Annotated in this window: 11 protein-coding genes; 4 read left to right on the top strand and 7 right to left on the bottom strand. The window is 70.8% G+C overall.

Annotated elements, in window-relative coordinates; all coding sequences use genetic code 11:
* Nucleotides 1-20: 20 nt before the first annotated feature.
* Complete coding sequence (locus tag NR798_RS09390; protein WP_375771100.1) at nt 21-284, bottom strand: hypothetical protein; 264 nt, start codon at nt 282-284, stop codon at nt 21-23.
* A gap of 104 nt (nt 285-388) precedes the next feature.
* Between NR798_RS09390 and NR798_RS09395 the strand changes: the two genes are divergently transcribed.
* A complete protein-coding gene (locus tag NR798_RS09395; RefSeq protein WP_375771101.1) occupies nt 389-1615 on the top strand; it encodes a hypothetical protein in 1227 nt (408 codons plus the stop codon).
* 11 nt (nt 1616-1626) lie between these two features.
* On the opposite strand, the gene NR798_RS09400 is transcribed toward NR798_RS09395, so the two are convergent.
* The gene (locus NR798_RS09400) at nt 1627-2397 is read right to left on the bottom strand and encodes an ROK family protein (protein ID WP_375771102.1); all 771 of its coding nucleotides are present in this window, start codon (nt 2395-2397) and stop codon (nt 1627-1629) included.
* 157 nt (nt 2398-2554) lie between these two features.
* Here NR798_RS09400 and NR798_RS09405 point away from each other — a divergent pair, with 157 nt between their 5' ends.
* On the top strand, nt 2555-3172 hold the full coding sequence (locus NR798_RS09405) for an SgcJ/EcaC family oxidoreductase (protein WP_375771103.1): 618 nt from the start codon (nt 2555-2557) through the stop codon (nt 3170-3172).
* Here NR798_RS09405 and NR798_RS09410 read toward each other — a convergent pair.
* The 3 genes from NR798_RS09410 to NR798_RS09420 are packed head-to-tail and all read right to left on the bottom strand — an operon-like array spanning nt 3144 to nt 6536.
* Nucleotides 3144-4649, bottom strand: coding sequence for a phosphatase PAP2 family protein (locus NR798_RS09410; protein WP_375771104.1), 1506 nt, complete (start codon nt 4647-4649; stop codon nt 3144-3146). The two genes, NR798_RS09405 and NR798_RS09410, sit on opposite strands and share 29 nt — an antisense overlap.
* Nucleotides 4646-5566, bottom strand: coding sequence for a fatty acid desaturase (locus tag NR798_RS09415; protein WP_375771105.1), 921 nt, complete (start codon nt 5564-5566; stop codon nt 4646-4648). The genes NR798_RS09410 and NR798_RS09415 overlap by 4 nt, the downstream gene beginning before the upstream one ends.
* Nucleotides 5550-6536, bottom strand: a complete 987-nt coding sequence (locus NR798_RS09420; RefSeq protein ID WP_375771106.1) for a Rieske 2Fe-2S domain-containing protein — start codon at nt 6534-6536, stop codon at nt 5550-5552. The genes NR798_RS09415 and NR798_RS09420 overlap by 17 nt, the downstream gene beginning before the upstream one ends.
* A 225-nt stretch (nt 6537-6761) precedes the next feature.
* Here NR798_RS09420 and NR798_RS09425 point away from each other — a divergent pair, with 225 nt between their 5' ends.
* Entirely contained in the window at nt 6762-10019 is a 3258-nt protein-coding gene (locus tag NR798_RS09425) for a kelch repeat-containing protein (protein WP_375771107.1), read from the top strand.
* A 120-nt stretch (nt 10020-10139) separates the two neighbouring features.
* Here the strand turns inward: NR798_RS09425 and NR798_RS09430 are convergent, their stop codons facing one another.
* Nucleotides 10140-10727 (bottom strand): DUF2378 family protein, encoded by a 588-nt coding sequence (locus tag NR798_RS09430; RefSeq protein WP_375771108.1) that lies wholly within the window; start codon nt 10725-10727, stop codon nt 10140-10142.
* A gap of 155 nt (nt 10728-10882) precedes the next feature.
* On the opposite strand from NR798_RS09430, the gene NR798_RS09435 reads away from it, so the two are divergent.
* Entirely contained in the window at nt 10883-13618 is a 2736-nt protein-coding gene (locus NR798_RS09435; RefSeq protein ID WP_375771109.1) for an Ig-like domain-containing protein, read from the top strand.
* A 212-nt stretch (nt 13619-13830) separates the two neighbouring features.
* On the opposite strand, the gene NR798_RS09440 is transcribed toward NR798_RS09435, so the two are convergent.
* Nucleotides 13831-14877, bottom strand: a complete 1047-nt coding sequence (locus NR798_RS09440; RefSeq protein WP_375771110.1) for a sensor histidine kinase — start codon at nt 14875-14877, stop codon at nt 13831-13833.
* Between the last annotated feature and the right edge of the window lie 207 nt (nt 14878-15084).

The raw sequence follows: 15084 nt of genomic DNA on the forward strand, positions 1-15084 counted from the left end.
GCCCGCTGGCCGGACGGCGGTCACTCGTCCTTGGGCTCGTCCCGCTTGGGCACGCCGCGTCCGCCGTGCTTGTCGTACTCGTCGGACAGGCCCCGCTCCAGGCTCGTGTCGTTCCAGGGCAGGCCGACCTCGGAGCGCTGGCCTCCGTTCTGCTCGGTCACGTCGTTCAAGTGCTCGGCCCGGCCCTCGGCGGGAACCCGGTCACCATGCTCCTCGGGGTCCTTCTGCTTGTTGGGGTCCACGGGGATGCCCATGGGTCGTTTGAGCCATTCCTTCTTGTCCATGGCGTCGCTCCAACTGTGAGAGGTCGTCCCCTCATCGTGTGCATCGCGACGGAACGAGTGGGGCTGCGCCGCCGTGCGCTCCGTGGAATGGCTGGAGGGCAGGCATGGAGACGAGCCATCATCACGAGATGCCCCTTGTGGACCGGCTGCGGAACGAGACCCAGGCGCACCATGCCTCCGTGGAGGCGTTGCCCTGCTTCCAGGCCCTCGTGGCCCGAGCCCTGCCGCCCGAGGGTCATCGCGCCCTGCATCAGGCGCTCGCCCTCCTGCATCAGGCGCTGACGCGGGCGTTCGCGGACACCTCCCATCCCACCCTGGCGGCGCTCGGGGCCGAGGCTCCGTCCAGCCATCCGCTTCTCGAGCACGGCCTCGTCTCCGGTGCGCCGGAGGACAGGCTCGAGAACCATGCCCTCATTGGCGCCCTCGCGCTCGGAGAGCGGATGCGCTCCGCGGCGCACCGCGAGCCCCTGTCATTGCTCGGCTACCATTACGCGCTGCGCCTGGCCCTCTTCCCGCTTCCTGGCACCACCCCCTGGAGTGGCTTCGCGCAGCGGCTCGAAGGCCTGGCCCTCGAGGCCGCCCAGGAGGAGGGAGTGCTCCGTGCGGCCGTCGAGCTCTTCTCCGAGGTGCGGAGTCTGCTCGACGCGCTCCATCCTCCTCGCGAGCACGCGCCCGCCTGGTGGCTCAACCGGGACGCCGGAGGACACCCCATCACCACGGACCTCGACGAGCTGCGCGCCGCCCTTCGCGCCGCCGAGGCCTCCTGGGAGGAGTTCCCCTATTACGCCTGGCGCTACGGCGAGCACGGCCGCCGTTTCTCCTGGAGCGACAGTGCGTGGCTGGTGACGCTCGGCGGACAGGACGAGGCGCGGGTGTGGAAACACATCTCCTGGCTGGGCGGACTGCTGGCCGGCCGCGGCATGCCGCGCCTCATGCTCGAGCGCCACCTGCTCGTGCTCTCGCGAGAGCTCGTCCACGCGAAGCCCGTGCGCCGGCAGGCCTACGGCGTGCTGGGGCAGGTCGCGGAGCGCATGGCCGGGGAGCGGCGCCGGGTGATCGACGACCAGGAGCTGCGCATGTTCGGGGAGGACTTCGACGCGCGCGTGGGGCTGGAGTGGAGCCAGCGGCTGCGGGGCGCGGGCGAGTTGCTCGCGGCCGCCGTGGCGGACGAGTGCTGGGGCCTCGCCCAGGCGGTTCCGAGCCTCGCCTCGTGGATGAAGGAGCCCGCGCGCTTTCCCTCTCCGTGGATTCACGCGGTCGAGGAGACCCTCCTGCGGGCCCGCTCGCTCTGCCGGGTCCGTTTCCCCTCCGGCGTGGCCGGGCGGGAGTGACGCGGGCGCGCTCAGCGAGGCACCGGCTCGTCCTTCCAGAGCGCGAAGCCTCCCAGCAGCCCGGCGACGTTCTCGGTGATCTTCACGTTCTCGGGGAACGGGATGTCGAGCAGCCGGGCGTTGCCGCCTCCCAGGTAGATTCTCCGCGGGTTGAAGATGGGCTGGATCTGCTGCAGCACCCGCTCCACGTGCTTGTTCCACTTCTTGCGGCCCACGCGCCTGAGCGCGGCGTTGCCCACGTACTCCTCATACGTCTTCCCATGGCGGAACGGGTGGTGGGCGAGCTCCAGGTTGGGCACGTACTTGCCATCGACATAGAGCGCGCAGCCCATGCCGGTGCCCAGGGTGAGGACCATCTCCACGCCGCGCCCCTCGATGACGCCGAACCCCTGCACGCCGGCGTCGTTGAGCACGCGGACCGGGCGGCCCGTGACCGTGCCCAACTCCTGGGCGAGGTTGAAGCCCACCCAGCCCTTGTGGAGGTTGTGGGCCGTCTTCGTCACTCCCTCCTCCACCACGCCCGGGAAGCCCACCGAGACGCGGTCGAACGCGCCGAGCGGTTGAATCAGCTTCGTCAGCGCGCCCATCACCGCCTTGGGGGTGGCGGGCTTCGGCGTGGCCACTCGCTGGCGCTCGGTGAGCGCCTGCCCATCCGGTCCGAGGATGAGCGCCTTGAGCCCGCTTCCTCCGATGTCGATGGCCAACGTCCTGGGGCCGGGGGCGGCGGTCTCCCGTGCGGTCTTCTTGCGCGGCGACGGTTCAGGGGCCTCGTCGGGGGACATGGATTCCTCCATCGGTGGAGCGCCAGTGTAGGGCTCGCCGCCCGGACGGCAACGGTTCCGGTCTCACCGCGCGCCGGGCCGTATGCGATCGGACATGTTGGGAAACGGGCTTGCTCCGGCACCCATGTCTAGGATGGGCTCCTCTTCTGGAGACCCCATGAATCGGACCCTCGGCTGTGTGATGGCGTGTCTGGTGCTGTGCCTGCCGTTGTCTCTCCGGGCCCAGGAGTCCGGGGCGGGCGCGGCGGAGCTCGAGGCCACCCATCAGGCGCTGCGCACCATCAAGAGCGACATGGAGCAGGCGCTCAACGCGCAGGACCTCGACAAGCTGCTCTCGCACGTGCACCCGGACGTCGTCTTCACCACGATGAACAACGACGTGCGCGTGGGCAAGGACGCCATCCGCGCCTACTACGACAAGATGATGAAGGGCCCGGACCGCGTGGTGGAGAAGCTCACCGCGAAGTTCGAGGTGGACGCGCTGACGCGGCTGTACGGCAACACGGGCGTGGCCCAGGGCTCCTCGGCGGACCACTACGTGCTCACCGATGGCACGGACATCACCGTCAACTCCCGGTGGACCTGCACCCTCGTCAAGGAGGGGGACCGGTGGCTCATCGCCGCCTTCCACTACTCGACCAACGTGTTCGACAACCCCGTGCTCGACATGGTGAAGCGCTCGGCGCTGACCTATGGCGGCATCGCGGTGGTGGCCATGCTCCTCGCCGGCATCGTCATCGGCCGCTTCACGGCGCGCCGGAAGGCCATGAGCTGACCCCGGCCTCCTCGCGCAGGAAGGGCAGCTTCCGGGGCAATCGCTTCGCCCAGAAGCGCTCGATGGAGCGGTGGAACAGCCGCAGCAGGGCCACGCCGGAGCGGCCCTCCAGCCCGGCCAGCTCCACCGCCGACTGGTCGAGCAGGGCGCGCGCGCGGCCATGCTCGGCCACCACCCAGGCCCGTCCCGCCACCGAGCCCATCAGGTCCTCGTAGCGCGTGGGCTCCCGGCCCTCGGCCCGCACCGCCCGGGTCACTTCGGTCGGCACGTTGAGCAGGCCCTTGCCGAGGTCCTCGCGCAAGTCCCGCAGCGTGGAGCACCAGCCGAACGCCTCGAGCAGCGCCGGTGCGTCGGGCGCGCGGACGCCGGCTCCGGCCACGTGCAGCATCAGGCCCACCGACAGCCGGAAGGTGTCCCGGTGGTGGGCACGGAGCGCCTCGGCCTCCAGCTCCTGGCGGTGGAGCACGCGCTCCCGGTCCTTCCGCATGATGCGCACGAGCCGCAGTGCGTCTGCGCGCGCCTCCTCGTCCCCGAGCTCGGCGAGGAACTCCCGGCCCAGCGTGGAGGCCACGTCCGTGCCGTTCCAGCGGCCGGTCTCCAGCTGGACGAGGAGTGCGTCCACCCAGTCGAGCGGCTCTCCCGGGAGGGGGCGATCGCCGTCCAGCACATCATCCACGAGCTGGAGGAAGCAGAAGCCCGTGCGGGCCACCCGGGTGTCGCGCCACCGGGGCAGCGAGTAGCGGTAGAGGCCCAGGGCGATCAGCAGGTAGCGCGGGTGGCGGCGGGAGAAGTGGTACAGCTCCCGTGCGCAGAGCGCCTCCACCCGGAGCGCCTCGAGGAAGTCCGGATGGGAGGCTCGGGCCGCCACGAAGCGCCACGTCCCCCAGGCGAGGAGCGCGCCCGCCACCACGTCCGCGAGGTGGTGCTCGTGGATGAGCAGGGTGGACGCCGCGATGGCCGTGGCCCAGAGGCCGAACAGACTCCGGGCGAGCCAGCCCCCGCGCTCGCCATAGGCCAGGGCGGCGGTGCACGCGAACGCCACGTGCAGCGAGGGCAGGTAGTTGCGCTCGAGGTTCATCGTGTCGGCGAGGAAGAAGACGCTGGCCCAACTCCCGCTGACCTCCCGGGGCGGCCAGGCCACCTCGACGGGGAGCACCAGGAAGCAGGCGGCGCCCACCACCGTCTCCAGGCAGAGCGCGAGCACGAAGGGCACCATCTCGCGCCACGTCCGGAAGACGAGCAGCGAGAGCAGCAGCAGCACGTCCATGCTCACGTAGACGGCCGCCCAGGCGGGCACGAAGGGGATGTGGCGCTCGAAGGGCAGGTCCACGCGCACGCCCCCTGTGTAGAAGCCCGTCACCGCACTCGCTCCGCCGTAGACGAGGAGGAAGAAGAGCGCGAAGCCGAGCGCCATCGTGCCCGTGAGGGCCCGCTCGCCGCGGCGGGGCCAGCCGAAGAGGGGAGGGCTTCCGTTCATCGCTCCTCCGCGGGGGAGGGGAGGGGCTGGGGGCCGCGCCACATGGACAGCCAGATGCGCAGGAAGGAGGGCCGGGGCACGTCCTCGTCCACGTAGCGGCCCAGGTAGAGCCACGGCACGCGCGGGTGCCGGTGGTGGGCGCGGTGGTAGTGGTAGTTGAGGAACAGCCAGCGCACGGGCGCCGCCACGCGCAGGTCCCACGCTCCGTCGCGCACGTGCAGCGGGGACCAGGCGTGGTCCGCGTACTGGAGCGAGCTCCAATTGACGGCGAAGGCCGCGTAGCACAGCCCCCAGCCGGACGCGCTGAGGTCCAGTGCGAGCACCAGCCCGGCCTGTACGGCCAGCGCGAGCAGGAGCTCCAGGCGGATGGTGGAGCCCGGCGCGTCCTCGAGCCGTCCGAGGTAGGCATCGGCCCCGGTCTGCTCTCCGTAGCGGGTGCCCGTTCCCCGGAGCCGTTGGAGCAGGTCCGGGAAGAGCGCGAAGGCGAGGCAGCCCACCGGCACGAAGGCCCAGTAGAGCCCGGTGAGGATGGAGTACCACTGCGCGTGCTTGAGGAAGCGGTTGTCGCCGGGCCGCAGGTAGTCGAACTGCTCCAGCTCGGTGCGGTTGTTGCGGTGGTGGGTGAGGTGGAAGGTGCGCTGCAGCGTGTACGAGGTGGGGAAGAAGGCCGCCGCGAGCCGCCCCAGCCAGTCATTGGCGCGCCGGGAGGAGTGGAGCACGCCGTGCGTCGCCTCGTGCAGCAGCGAGAAGACGGTGTTGTTCACATAGGAGAACACCCCGGCGGCCAGGAGCCGCGCCGCGAGGGACTCCGCATGCGAGGCGAGCCAGAGGCACCCGGCACAGGCGGCCAGGGCGGCGGCGAGGAGCACGGTGTTGAGCGTGGCCGGAATGGGGGCGTCGTCACCTGTGCTCGTCATCGGAGTCCTCCGGGAGCTGGGCGGCGAAGTCGAGCAGTTGGCGCAGCACGGGGTCGGCAGCGGCGGCGCCCGGGTGGAAGCGCAGCCCGTTGAGCACGGAGAGGTCCCTCCGCAGGAAGGAGGTGAAGAGCCACCGCGACACGGCGAGGCGGAGCCGGTCCATCCCCGGGATGAGGCCAGGGGGGGCGGCGAACGACATCAGCACCGACACGCCCTCCGGGGTGGGACGGAGCCCGGCGAGCAGGGCGCTCCGGGTGCGGCCGAGGTCGCTCTCCACGGAGAGGAGCGTCCCGCCGTGCAGGGTGATGGTGACGCCGATGCGGTCGCGCGACAGCGCCTTCATGAACCGGTCGCTGAGCCCCGTGCCGAGGACGCGGGACGTGTAGCGCAGCCGGAGGGTGAACGGGTCCGGCCGCTCCACGACGGGCGCGTCCCGGAGCTCGCGGTGGTGCACGGTGCGCAGGTGCTCGATGTCGAAGGCATTCGCGGCGATCGGCAGCCACGAGCACCCGACGGGCACGGGCGGGCCGGTGCGCCACCGCAGCTCGGGGCCGCCCACCTCGGGAGGCGGGAAGAGGCTCACGGGCCCGTTGAACACGAGGATGGCGCCGTAGCGCTCCACCACGGGAAAGGCCCGCTGCCCGGGTCTGCCCGCGGCGTCGGGACGTCCCGGCACCGCGCGGCAGACGCCACTGCCGTCGAACTGCCAGTGGTGCAGCGGACAGCGCAGGTGCTCGCCGATGACGGTGCCGTGCGCGAGGTGGGCCCCCATGTGGGCGCAGTGCGCGGAGAGCGCCTGCACGCGGCCGCTCTCGCTCCGGAAGAGCACCAGCTCCCGTCCGCCGAGACTCCAGCCCATCACCTGTCCCGGCCGGAGGGCCTCGGACGGACACGCGAGGTACCAGGAGCGCAGCCGGGCCGGCTCGGAGCGGCGGACCGGGTCCGCCCACGCCACGACATTCACCGCCATGGCTGCAACCTACCGGAGGCGCTGCTACCAGGTGAAGCGCAGGCGGAATCCAGGGAAAGCGTGGCAGACACTCACCCTCCCATGTCAGGAACTACGTGGCGCCGGATGTATGTCTTTGCACACGTGCTCTTGGCGCTTGGATGGCCAGGGCACTCGCCGTGAAAATGAGCCCCTGGTCCTCGAATACCGAGCAGGAGGACCGGCACTCAAAAGGGAGAGGGCTGCATGAAGATGAGGACGCGAAGCACGGCCTGGGGACACGTGGGAACCCGGCTCGTTCTGAGGCGCTCGACGGCGTTGGCACTGGCGGTGCTGACGGCCTGCAGCGGGACACAGGAGGAGCAGCAGCCGGAGCACGAACGGCCAGCCCAGGCGCTCACCGATGGAGCCCAGGCGCCAGCTCCAGCGCCTGCCAGCGGGGCGCCAGAAGAGCCGCGCCCGGAGCCGGTGCTCACGCAGGGCACGTCCGATGCGGCCGGGGCGTCTTCCGCCTTCAGCCTCGAGGTGACGTCTCAGTTCGAGTGGAAGGGCAGCGCGGTGCTGCCCGAGCACAACCAGGTGATGATGACGCCCGTGGTGGTGGACGTGGACCGGGACGGCACGCCGGACATCGTCTTCAGTTCCTTCTCGGGTGCTGTCTGGAACGCACCTCCGGGTGGAAACAACCGGGATGGCGTGCTCCGGGCCATCAGCGGCAAGGACGGGCGCGAGCTGTGGGCCGTGACGAACGCGGAGTACCGGGTGAAGCCCGCCGCCAGCATCGCCGCCGGAGACATCGACGGTGACCGCCTGGTGGAGATCTGCGGCATTCCGGAGAACGGCCGCGGCATCCTCTGCTTCGAGAACGACGGTACCTTCAAGTTCCGCTCGGCCCCGGACGCGTACGATTACAACGAGTGGGGCGGCCCCTCGCTGGCGGACCTGGACGGCGATGGCTCCGTCGAGATTCTCGACGGCAACCGCGTCTACAGCCATACCGGCGCGCTGAAGTGGGTGGGCTCCGACGGCATGGGCGGTGCCCTGTACACCGGCCCCGTCTCCTTCGCGGCGGACATCGACCAGGACGGCAAGCAGGAGGTGGTCAATGGCCGCTCCGTCTACCGCCATGACGGCACGCTCAAGTGCGCCAACACGGAGATTCCCCACGGCTTCGCGGGGGTGGGCAACTTCGATGAGGACCCGGCCGGGGAGATCGCCGTGGCGGGTGGCGGCAGGGTGAGCCTGCTCGATGACGACTGCTCGCTGCTGTGGACCCGCGAGGTCCACCTGACGGATCCCGGCGTCTCCTTCCCCGTCGTGCCCGGTCATGGTGGCGCGCCCAACATCGCGGACTTCGATGGCGATGGCCGGGTGGAGATCGGCCTGGCTGGCGACTGGAACTACACCGTCTACGCGGCCGACGGCTCGGTGAAGTGGACCCGCACCGTCCAGGACTACAGCTCTGGCAAGTCCACCTCCACCACCTTCGATTTCGAGGGGGATGGGCAGGTCGAGGTCATCTACGCCGATGAGACCCATCTGCGCATCCTCGACGGGGCCACCGGGGCGCTGCGCTGGGAGACGCGCACCAGCTCGGGCACCACGCACGACCTGCCCATCGTCGCGGACGTGGACGCCGACGGCAGCGCGGAGATCGTCATCGCCGCCAACAACCACGCGGCCCCGGGCTTCAATGGCATCCGCGTGTTCCGTGACGCGCGGGATGCGTGGGTGGGAACGCGCGGCATCTGGAACCAGCACGCCTACTCGGTGACGAACGTCAACGACGACGGCACCATCCCCGCGAAGCCGGCCACCAACTGGCTCACCCCGGGCCTCAACAACTTCCGCTCCAACGCCCCGGGCGCCGCCGCTGGCGTGTGCAAGGTGAAGGGGAGCTGGACGCCCACGGGCAGCCTGGCGCTGCCGAGGCTGCTGCACACGGCCGCGCTGCTGCAGGATGGCCGCGTGCTGGTGGCCGGTGGCTTCAACACCACCTCGGAGCTGTATGACGCGGCGACGGGCACCTGGACGCGCACCGGGGACACGCTGGGCAGCCACATCTACCACACCATGACGCGGCTGCAGGACGGGCGGGTGCTCATCGCGGGAGGGGGCAAGTGCCCGGTGACGTTCGCGACCGCCGAGCTGTACTACCCGAGCCTGGGCAAGTGGCGCCCCACCGGCAGTCTGGTGGTGTACCGCACCCACCACGCGGCCACGCTGCTGCCTAACGGCAAGGTGCTGGTGACGGGCGGCGAGGACTCCAATGGCGCCGTGCTGTCCTCGGTGGAGCTGTATGACCCGGCCACGGGCACCTGGACGCTCGCCGGAAACATGGGCACGGCCCGCCGCGAGCACACCTCCACGCTGCTGCCGGACGGCAAGGTGCTGGTGGCCGGTGGCAACAACGCCAGCAGCGAGCGCCTGGCCTCGGCGGAGCTGTACGACCCGGCCACGGGCACCTGGACGCCGGTGGGCAGCCTGGGCACGGGCCGCCGCTATCACTCGGCCACGCTGCTGACGACGGGCAAGGTGCTGGTGGCCGGCGGTGGTGGGCTCGACGACGTGAGCAGCATGGCGGCGGAGCTGTATGACCCGGCCACGCGCACCTGGAAGGCCACCGGCAGCATGAACACGCCTCGCCGTCACCACACGGCCACGTTGCTGCAGAATGGCCAGGTGCTGGCGGCCGCCGGCTACCATGACTACACCGGCATCCTCACCAAGGCGGAGCTGTACGATCCGAAGACCGGCACCTGGTGCCCGGCGGGCAGCCTGAACGTGGACCGCTTCTCCCATACGGCCACGCTGCTCAATGACGGACGGGTGCTGGCGGTGGGCGGTGCCAGCAACACCGACCAGTCCTCCTCCGAGCTGTTCGGTCTGGGCACGGTGGCTCCCGCGCGCTCCTGCCTCGAGCTGAAGAACCGCGACGCCTCGCTGGGCAGCGGTGTGTACACGCTCGACCCCTGCGGGACGGGTCCCTCCAGCTACTACTGCGACATGACGACGGAGGGCGGTGGCTGGACGGTGGCCGGCTGGCAGGCCGCCTCGGCCAAGACGAACCTGGGGGTGAGCAATTGGGGCACGCCCGGTTCCGAGGCCTGGTCGAAGGAGCTCGCCTGCGTGCCGTACTCCGCCATCCGGGTCTTCAACCGCACCTATGACGAGGGCTTCTCGCGGGCCTACACCCCGTCCACCTGGCCCGCCACCTCGACGAACATGGTCATCGGTACCGCGGGCACCGCCTTCATGCAGGGCATCTATGGGCCGGACAGCTCGCGCATCATGATGGGGTGCATCGACTACAGCTACAACGGGAGCATCGACCCGGCGTACGGGTGTGACAGTGATTGGCAGGGGGGCACCAAGGGCCACCTGGCGGACTACGCGGGCGAGTACTGCGCCGGCGGGCGGCTGGACTACACCTGGGCCTGGAGCAACGGTACGACCTGCAAGTACCGCGGCGTGCCCTATACGTGGGGCTTCGCCATCCGCTGAGTCCGCCACGTGAAGGCGCGGAGCCCCCGGGCTCCGAGGCTCCGGGCCGGTGGCATGTCCGCCGCGCCCGGGGCCGCCCGCGCCTGCTCCCGCTGGATGTGCGCTTCGATGCCGGCGCGGCTACCAGGTGAAGTGCAGGGCGAAGTCGAGGCCCGGCGCGCTCAGGTTCTCGACGGAGACCGACAGGGACGGGAGGGCCAGCACCTGGGGGGCGTACAGGAAGACACCGCGCGTCCACGACGGTCCCAGCAACTCGCCGCGGAAGATGATGCGGGCGGCGCGAGGGCCGAGATGCTCGTACCTGCGCTGTCCATGCGTCAGCACCGAGCGGATGGAGACCACTGACCATTTCAGGGCCTCGTGCGCATCCCGGGGCGCCATCATCCACATGCCCTTGCCCAGCGGGGATTCGTGGAACCGGCGGATGTTGAAGGTGCCGAGCTGCTCGAGGATGTCTCCGTAGGGCAGGCCGGTCCGGCCCGCGGCGGTGAGCGCCGCCACGTCGCACAGCTTCAGCAGGTCCGCCACGCGGTAGTTGAACGAGCCCGGACTCACGGCTTCCGGGACGAGGCCGCGCACTTCCTCGGCCACGGCGGGGCCATAGAGCTCGGAGAGGCCGAGCAGGGTGTCTTCCTGGTGTTGCCCGTGGGTGCGCGCGTCCGGTGCCGCCCATGCGGCGCGTTGTAACAGTGCCTCTCTCGTGTCCATCGCCCGTTCATTCTACGTGGCTGAGCGGCCTGGGCGAGCAGCAGGCCGCACCCGGGGTGGTCTTGCCCCTCCGGCGCGGGACGGCGTAAACAGGCTGGACCTCCCGCGCCCGGCCGGATGCGCGGGCCTCATCCCGTAGAGGGAGAAGCACTCACATGTCTCATTCGAATGGGAGCAGGCGTGCCGCACTGGCGGTGGCGCTGCTGACCATGGGCCTGCTGTCTGCCTGTGGTGGCGACTCGCGGAGCGCGAGCGCCGAGCTGATGGTCATGGTTCCGCAGGGCCTCTCGGGCGCGGACGTGGCTCGCGTCCAGGTCGAGGTCTCCGGACCGGGCATCACCTCGCCCCTCGTGGCCGAGCTCACCCGGGGCACCAGCTCGTGGACGGGCGTGATCTCCGGCATCCCGGCGGGAGCGGAGCGGCTCTTCCGGGCCAGCGCCTATGACGCGACGTCGAAGCTGCTCTACCTGGGCGAGTCGGGTCCCCTCCCCGTCGAGCCGGGCAGGACGGCGAGCGTCGCCATCCTGCTGCAGCAGGTGACGCCGCAGGTGCCCTTCGAGAACGAGGCGCCGCGGATCGACTCGGTGGCGGTCTCCTCCATCGTGGTGGAGCCGGGAGCGAGCGTGACGCTGACGGCTTCCGCGCATGACGCCAACCCCGGGGACACCCTGCGCTTCAACTGGAGCGCGACCGCGGGCACCTTCAGCACGCCCGGCTCGGCGGTGACCACCTGGACGGCTCCCTCCACCGAGGGGGCTCAGCGCATCCAGGTGGAGGTGGTGGACTCCAGGGGCGCGAGCGCCACGATGAGCATCGACATCGGCGTGTACCTGCCCGGCTCCACGGGGAGCGTCACGGTGGACGCCTCCATCAACACCTGGCCGACCATCACCGCGATGAATGGCGTCCCGTCCGTGCTCGTGCGCGGCGAGGGCTCGCGGCTGACGGCCACGGTCACGGACTTCGATGGGGACGTGCCGTACTTCTTCTGGGCGTCCTCCTGCCCGGGCCGCTTCGACGATCCGACGCGGCCCAGCCCCGTCTTCACCCTGGAGGCCCCGTCGTCCACCAGCCGTTGCGCCTTCATGCTGAATGTGACGGATGGGCGGGGCGGCCACCACGAGGGCACCCTCATCCTCCACTCGGGCACCGCCCTTCCGGGTGGCTCGCCGGTGATCGATTCGACCTGGATGAGCACCCCGGAGGCCTCCGCGGGTGGGCTGGTGGCCGTGGGCGTCTCCGCGCACGATCCGGACGGCTCGGCCCTGCGGTTCTCCTGGTCGGCGAGCCAGGGCGACTTCTTCGGGGCTCCGCGCGAGGATGCGCTCTCGAGCGAGGTCGACTGGCGGGCGCCCGCCTGCCTCCGCGGGCCGGTGATCCTCACCGCCACCGTCACGGACGCCTCCGGCGCCTCGGCCAGCCAGTCCTTCTCCCTCTCTCCGGCCCCGGGCTCGGAGTGCACCCCGGCGACGGTGACCGGTGTGCGCAATTCCCTCCGGGTCCAGCCCGATGGCTCCGTCATCCCCGCTCCGTTTGGCCTGACCGGCGTCACGCTCGGCGCCTGGGTGCCCACGCCCGATGGGCTCTCCTATAGCTGGCGTGCCGGCACCGGCCATGACTACGGCACCTTCGTCATCCCCGAGGTGGAAGGGTCGTCCTACCTGCTGCGCTACTCGAACACGTACATCTGGACCAACAAGCGGAGCTTGGATCTCGACCAGGTCGAGCTGGGCCAGCGTGCGGTCCCGGTGTTCGGGCCGGCGGAGGCGCAACTCGAGATGCAGTTCGACGGGCTCTCGCCGTGGCGGGCCATGGATGACCTGCAGTTCCACTCGGAGACCGCGGGCCTCGGCTACATCTCCACGTTCGGCTGCCTCGTGTCGGGCTTCCCCCTGCCCCTCGAGGGGACCACGGGCATCCTGGGCAGCACCCACTACGCCAATTTCCTGTCGCAGTGCGGCAACAGCGCGTACTGGCTCCAGCCGGATGACAACCTCTACGTCACCCAGCTCGCGAGTCGCCCCGACCCCCTCACCGGCGTCGAGGTCCAGGAGGCGCGCCGGAGCGTCCTGTTCTCCCGTCCCACCGGTCCGGAGAACACGCCGGAGGGGAACATCCGGCTGAGGGGGACGCTGGCGCCCCTGCCCACCTCCACGGAGTCCATGACCATCCGCGCTTCGGAGTTCGAGAGCCTGTCGCGGGCCAGCCACCCCACCGCGACGGTGAGCGAGGTCAGCTTCGGCCTCAGCACGCTGCTGGCGTACGACAAGTTCGGCGGCTACGCGGGCTCGCCAGATGTGGCCACGGCCTACGGCATGAGCCCGGGCCGGGGGGACATCCTGCCGGTGTTCGAGTTCGGCAACCCGTACCCGAGGAGCTGGCCCCTGTTCTCCGCCGTCCAGGTGGGCGCCAAGGTCCGGTACACCCTCGACCTGCCCACGGGGGGAACCTCCGCGCCGTACACGCACAACGCGTACTCGAGCGCCCGGGAGCCGTTCGTGCCGGGCTCCCATCCCACGTTCGTTCCGAAGATGGGTCCGGCCCGGGACCTTCGGCTCAATGGGTTGGATGCCACCGGGAAGCTGGCGGGCGTGGGCAGCACGCCCCTGCTGAGCTGGACGGTGCCGGCCCTGGGCACGCCGACCTACTACCAGCTGCGCCTGTACCGCCTCACCCTGCGGTCGGACGGCTTCCTCTCGCGGTCGAGCGTGGCGAACCTCTACACGGCCGAGACGCAGCTGCGCCTGCCTCCGGGGCTGCTCACGGCGGGCCAGAACTACTTCATCCAGGTGAACGCGTACCTGCGGCCGGGAGCGGACCCGAGCAATCCCTTCAAGGATTCGCCGGTGAGCCACTACGCGCCGGCGCTCACGGGCGTCTTCTCGCCCTGACGTGACGGAGGCTCCCTCTCCCCTCGGGAGAGGGCGGGGGTGAGGGTGCCCGGGCCCGTTCTTCAATCCGTGGCCCGCGGTGGGGGCCAGGGGTTCAACCCGGGTTCACCCGACACCCTCACCCCGTCCCTCTCTCAGAGGGCGAGGGGAAAGGGCCGCGGGTGTCAGCGCTTGTTGCCAGGGGCTCCCTTCGAGGACTGGCCTGAAGGGCTTCAGGTGACGACGCCAGGGACGGGGCCGGAGCGGGGCAGGGTGACGATGACGCGGGTGCTCGCCTCCCCGGTGGTGAGGGCGAGGCTCGCGCGCCCCTCGTAGGCCAGGGCGAGCCGGCGCTCCACGGTGGGCAGGCCGCTGCTGCCCTCACGGGGTCCCTTGGAGGCCCCGGGGTTCTCCAGGCTGAAGACGAGCGTGTCTCCCCTTGCCTCGACGCGGAGGGAGATGGGTCCCCGGTGTCCCGCGGCGGGCCCATGCTTCACCGCGTTCTCCGCCAGCGGCAGCAGGACGAGCGGCGGCACGGGGAAGGACTCCAGCCCGGGCTCCACCTCGACGGAGAGCTGGAAGAGGTCCGGGTCTCTCAGCAGGTGCAGGTTGAAGAGGGTGCGCACCAGCTCCAGCTCGCGCTCCAGGGGCCAGGTGGCGGCGCGCACTCCGGCCAGCACGCTGCGCAGCATGGCGGAGAGCCGCAGCACGGCGGCCTCGGCCACCGCTCCATCCGTCTGGCACCACTCGGCGATGGCGTTGAGGGTGTTGAAGAGGAAGTGTGGATCCAGGTGGCTGCGCAGGGCGAGCAACTGGGCCTGCTCGGCCTCCACCTCGAGCCGGGCCGCGCGCGCCCGCTCCAGGGCGAGGCTCTCCTCGAAGCCGATGTCCCGGCCCAGGCCCCAGCCGCCCACCAGGAAGAGGGCCGCGCACACCGCGAGGCTGTAGCGGTCGGTGAGGAAGGTGGGCCCGATGTCGAGCAGCTTGGGCACCACGACGCCCACGGACAGGACGACGCCCACGCCCACGGTGGCGTAGAGCAGCAGGCGGATGCCGCCGTGGCTGAAGTCGAGGCCCTCGGGGAAGAGGACGCGGTAGGAGACGGGCGCCACGGTGACGCACAGGACGCACAGGAGGATGCCCAGGGGCGCGGCCATCTCCTCGTAGCTGAAGCGGGCCTGGGCGGCCACCAGCGGCAGGCAGATGAGGATGATGGGGAGCAGCCGCCTGGGCACGAAGAGCGCCTTGAGGGTGGCGCGGACGATGGAGCCTTCGTTCATGGCGGACCGGGGGGCAGCATACCACCCGGCCCATGCCCCGGCGGTGGGGCTCACGCGGGCGCTTGCCTCGTCCCGGATATGCCGAGCGCCAGGGCGCCGAGCAGGACGAGGGGGAAGAGGAGGACGGCCAGGGGGACGAGCAGGGCACGGCGGGGTGGGACCATCGTGTGCTCCGGGCTGGGGGAGGTCATCCCCACAGTGTCTCGT

The sequence above is a fragment of the Archangium gephyra genome (assembly GCF_042230915.1).
GTDB lineage: Bacteria > Myxococcota > Myxococcia > Myxococcales > Myxococcaceae > Archangium > Archangium gephyra_B.

Coding starts and splice junctions, on each gene's coding strand:
- NR798_RS09390 (WP_375771100.1), bottom strand. CDS start 284: ATGGACAAGAAGGAATGGCTCAAACGACCCATGGGCATCCCCGTGGAC.
- NR798_RS09405 (WP_375771103.1), top strand. CDS start 2,555: ATGAATCGGACCCTCGGCTGTGTGATGGCGTGTCTGGTGCTGTGCCTG.
- NR798_RS09440 (WP_375771110.1), bottom strand. CDS start 14,877: ATGAACGAAGGCTCCATCGTCCGCGCCACCCTCAAGGCGCTCTTCGTG.
- NR798_RS09400 (WP_375771102.1), bottom strand. CDS start 2,397: ATGTCCCCCGACGAGGCCCCTGAACCGTCGCCGCGCAAGAAGACCGCA.
- NR798_RS09415 (WP_375771105.1), bottom strand. CDS start 5,566: ATGACGAGCACAGGTGACGACGCCCCCATTCCGGCCACGCTCAACACC.
- NR798_RS09410 (WP_375771104.1), bottom strand. CDS start 4,649: ATGAACGGAAGCCCTCCCCTCTTCGGCTGGCCCCGCCGCGGCGAGCGG.
- NR798_RS09425 (WP_375771107.1), top strand. CDS start 6,762: ATGAAGATGAGGACGCGAAGCACGGCCTGGGGACACGTGGGAACCCGG.
- NR798_RS09430 (WP_375771108.1), bottom strand. CDS start 10,727: ATGGACACGAGAGAGGCACTGTTACAACGCGCCGCATGGGCGGCACCG.
- NR798_RS09435 (WP_375771109.1), top strand. CDS start 10,883: ATGTCTCATTCGAATGGGAGCAGGCGTGCCGCACTGGCGGTGGCGCTG.
- NR798_RS09420 (WP_375771106.1), bottom strand. CDS start 6,536: ATGGCGGTGAATGTCGTGGCGTGGGCGGACCCGGTCCGCCGCTCCGAG.
- NR798_RS09395 (WP_375771101.1), top strand. CDS start 389: ATGGAGACGAGCCATCATCACGAGATGCCCCTTGTGGACCGGCTGCGG.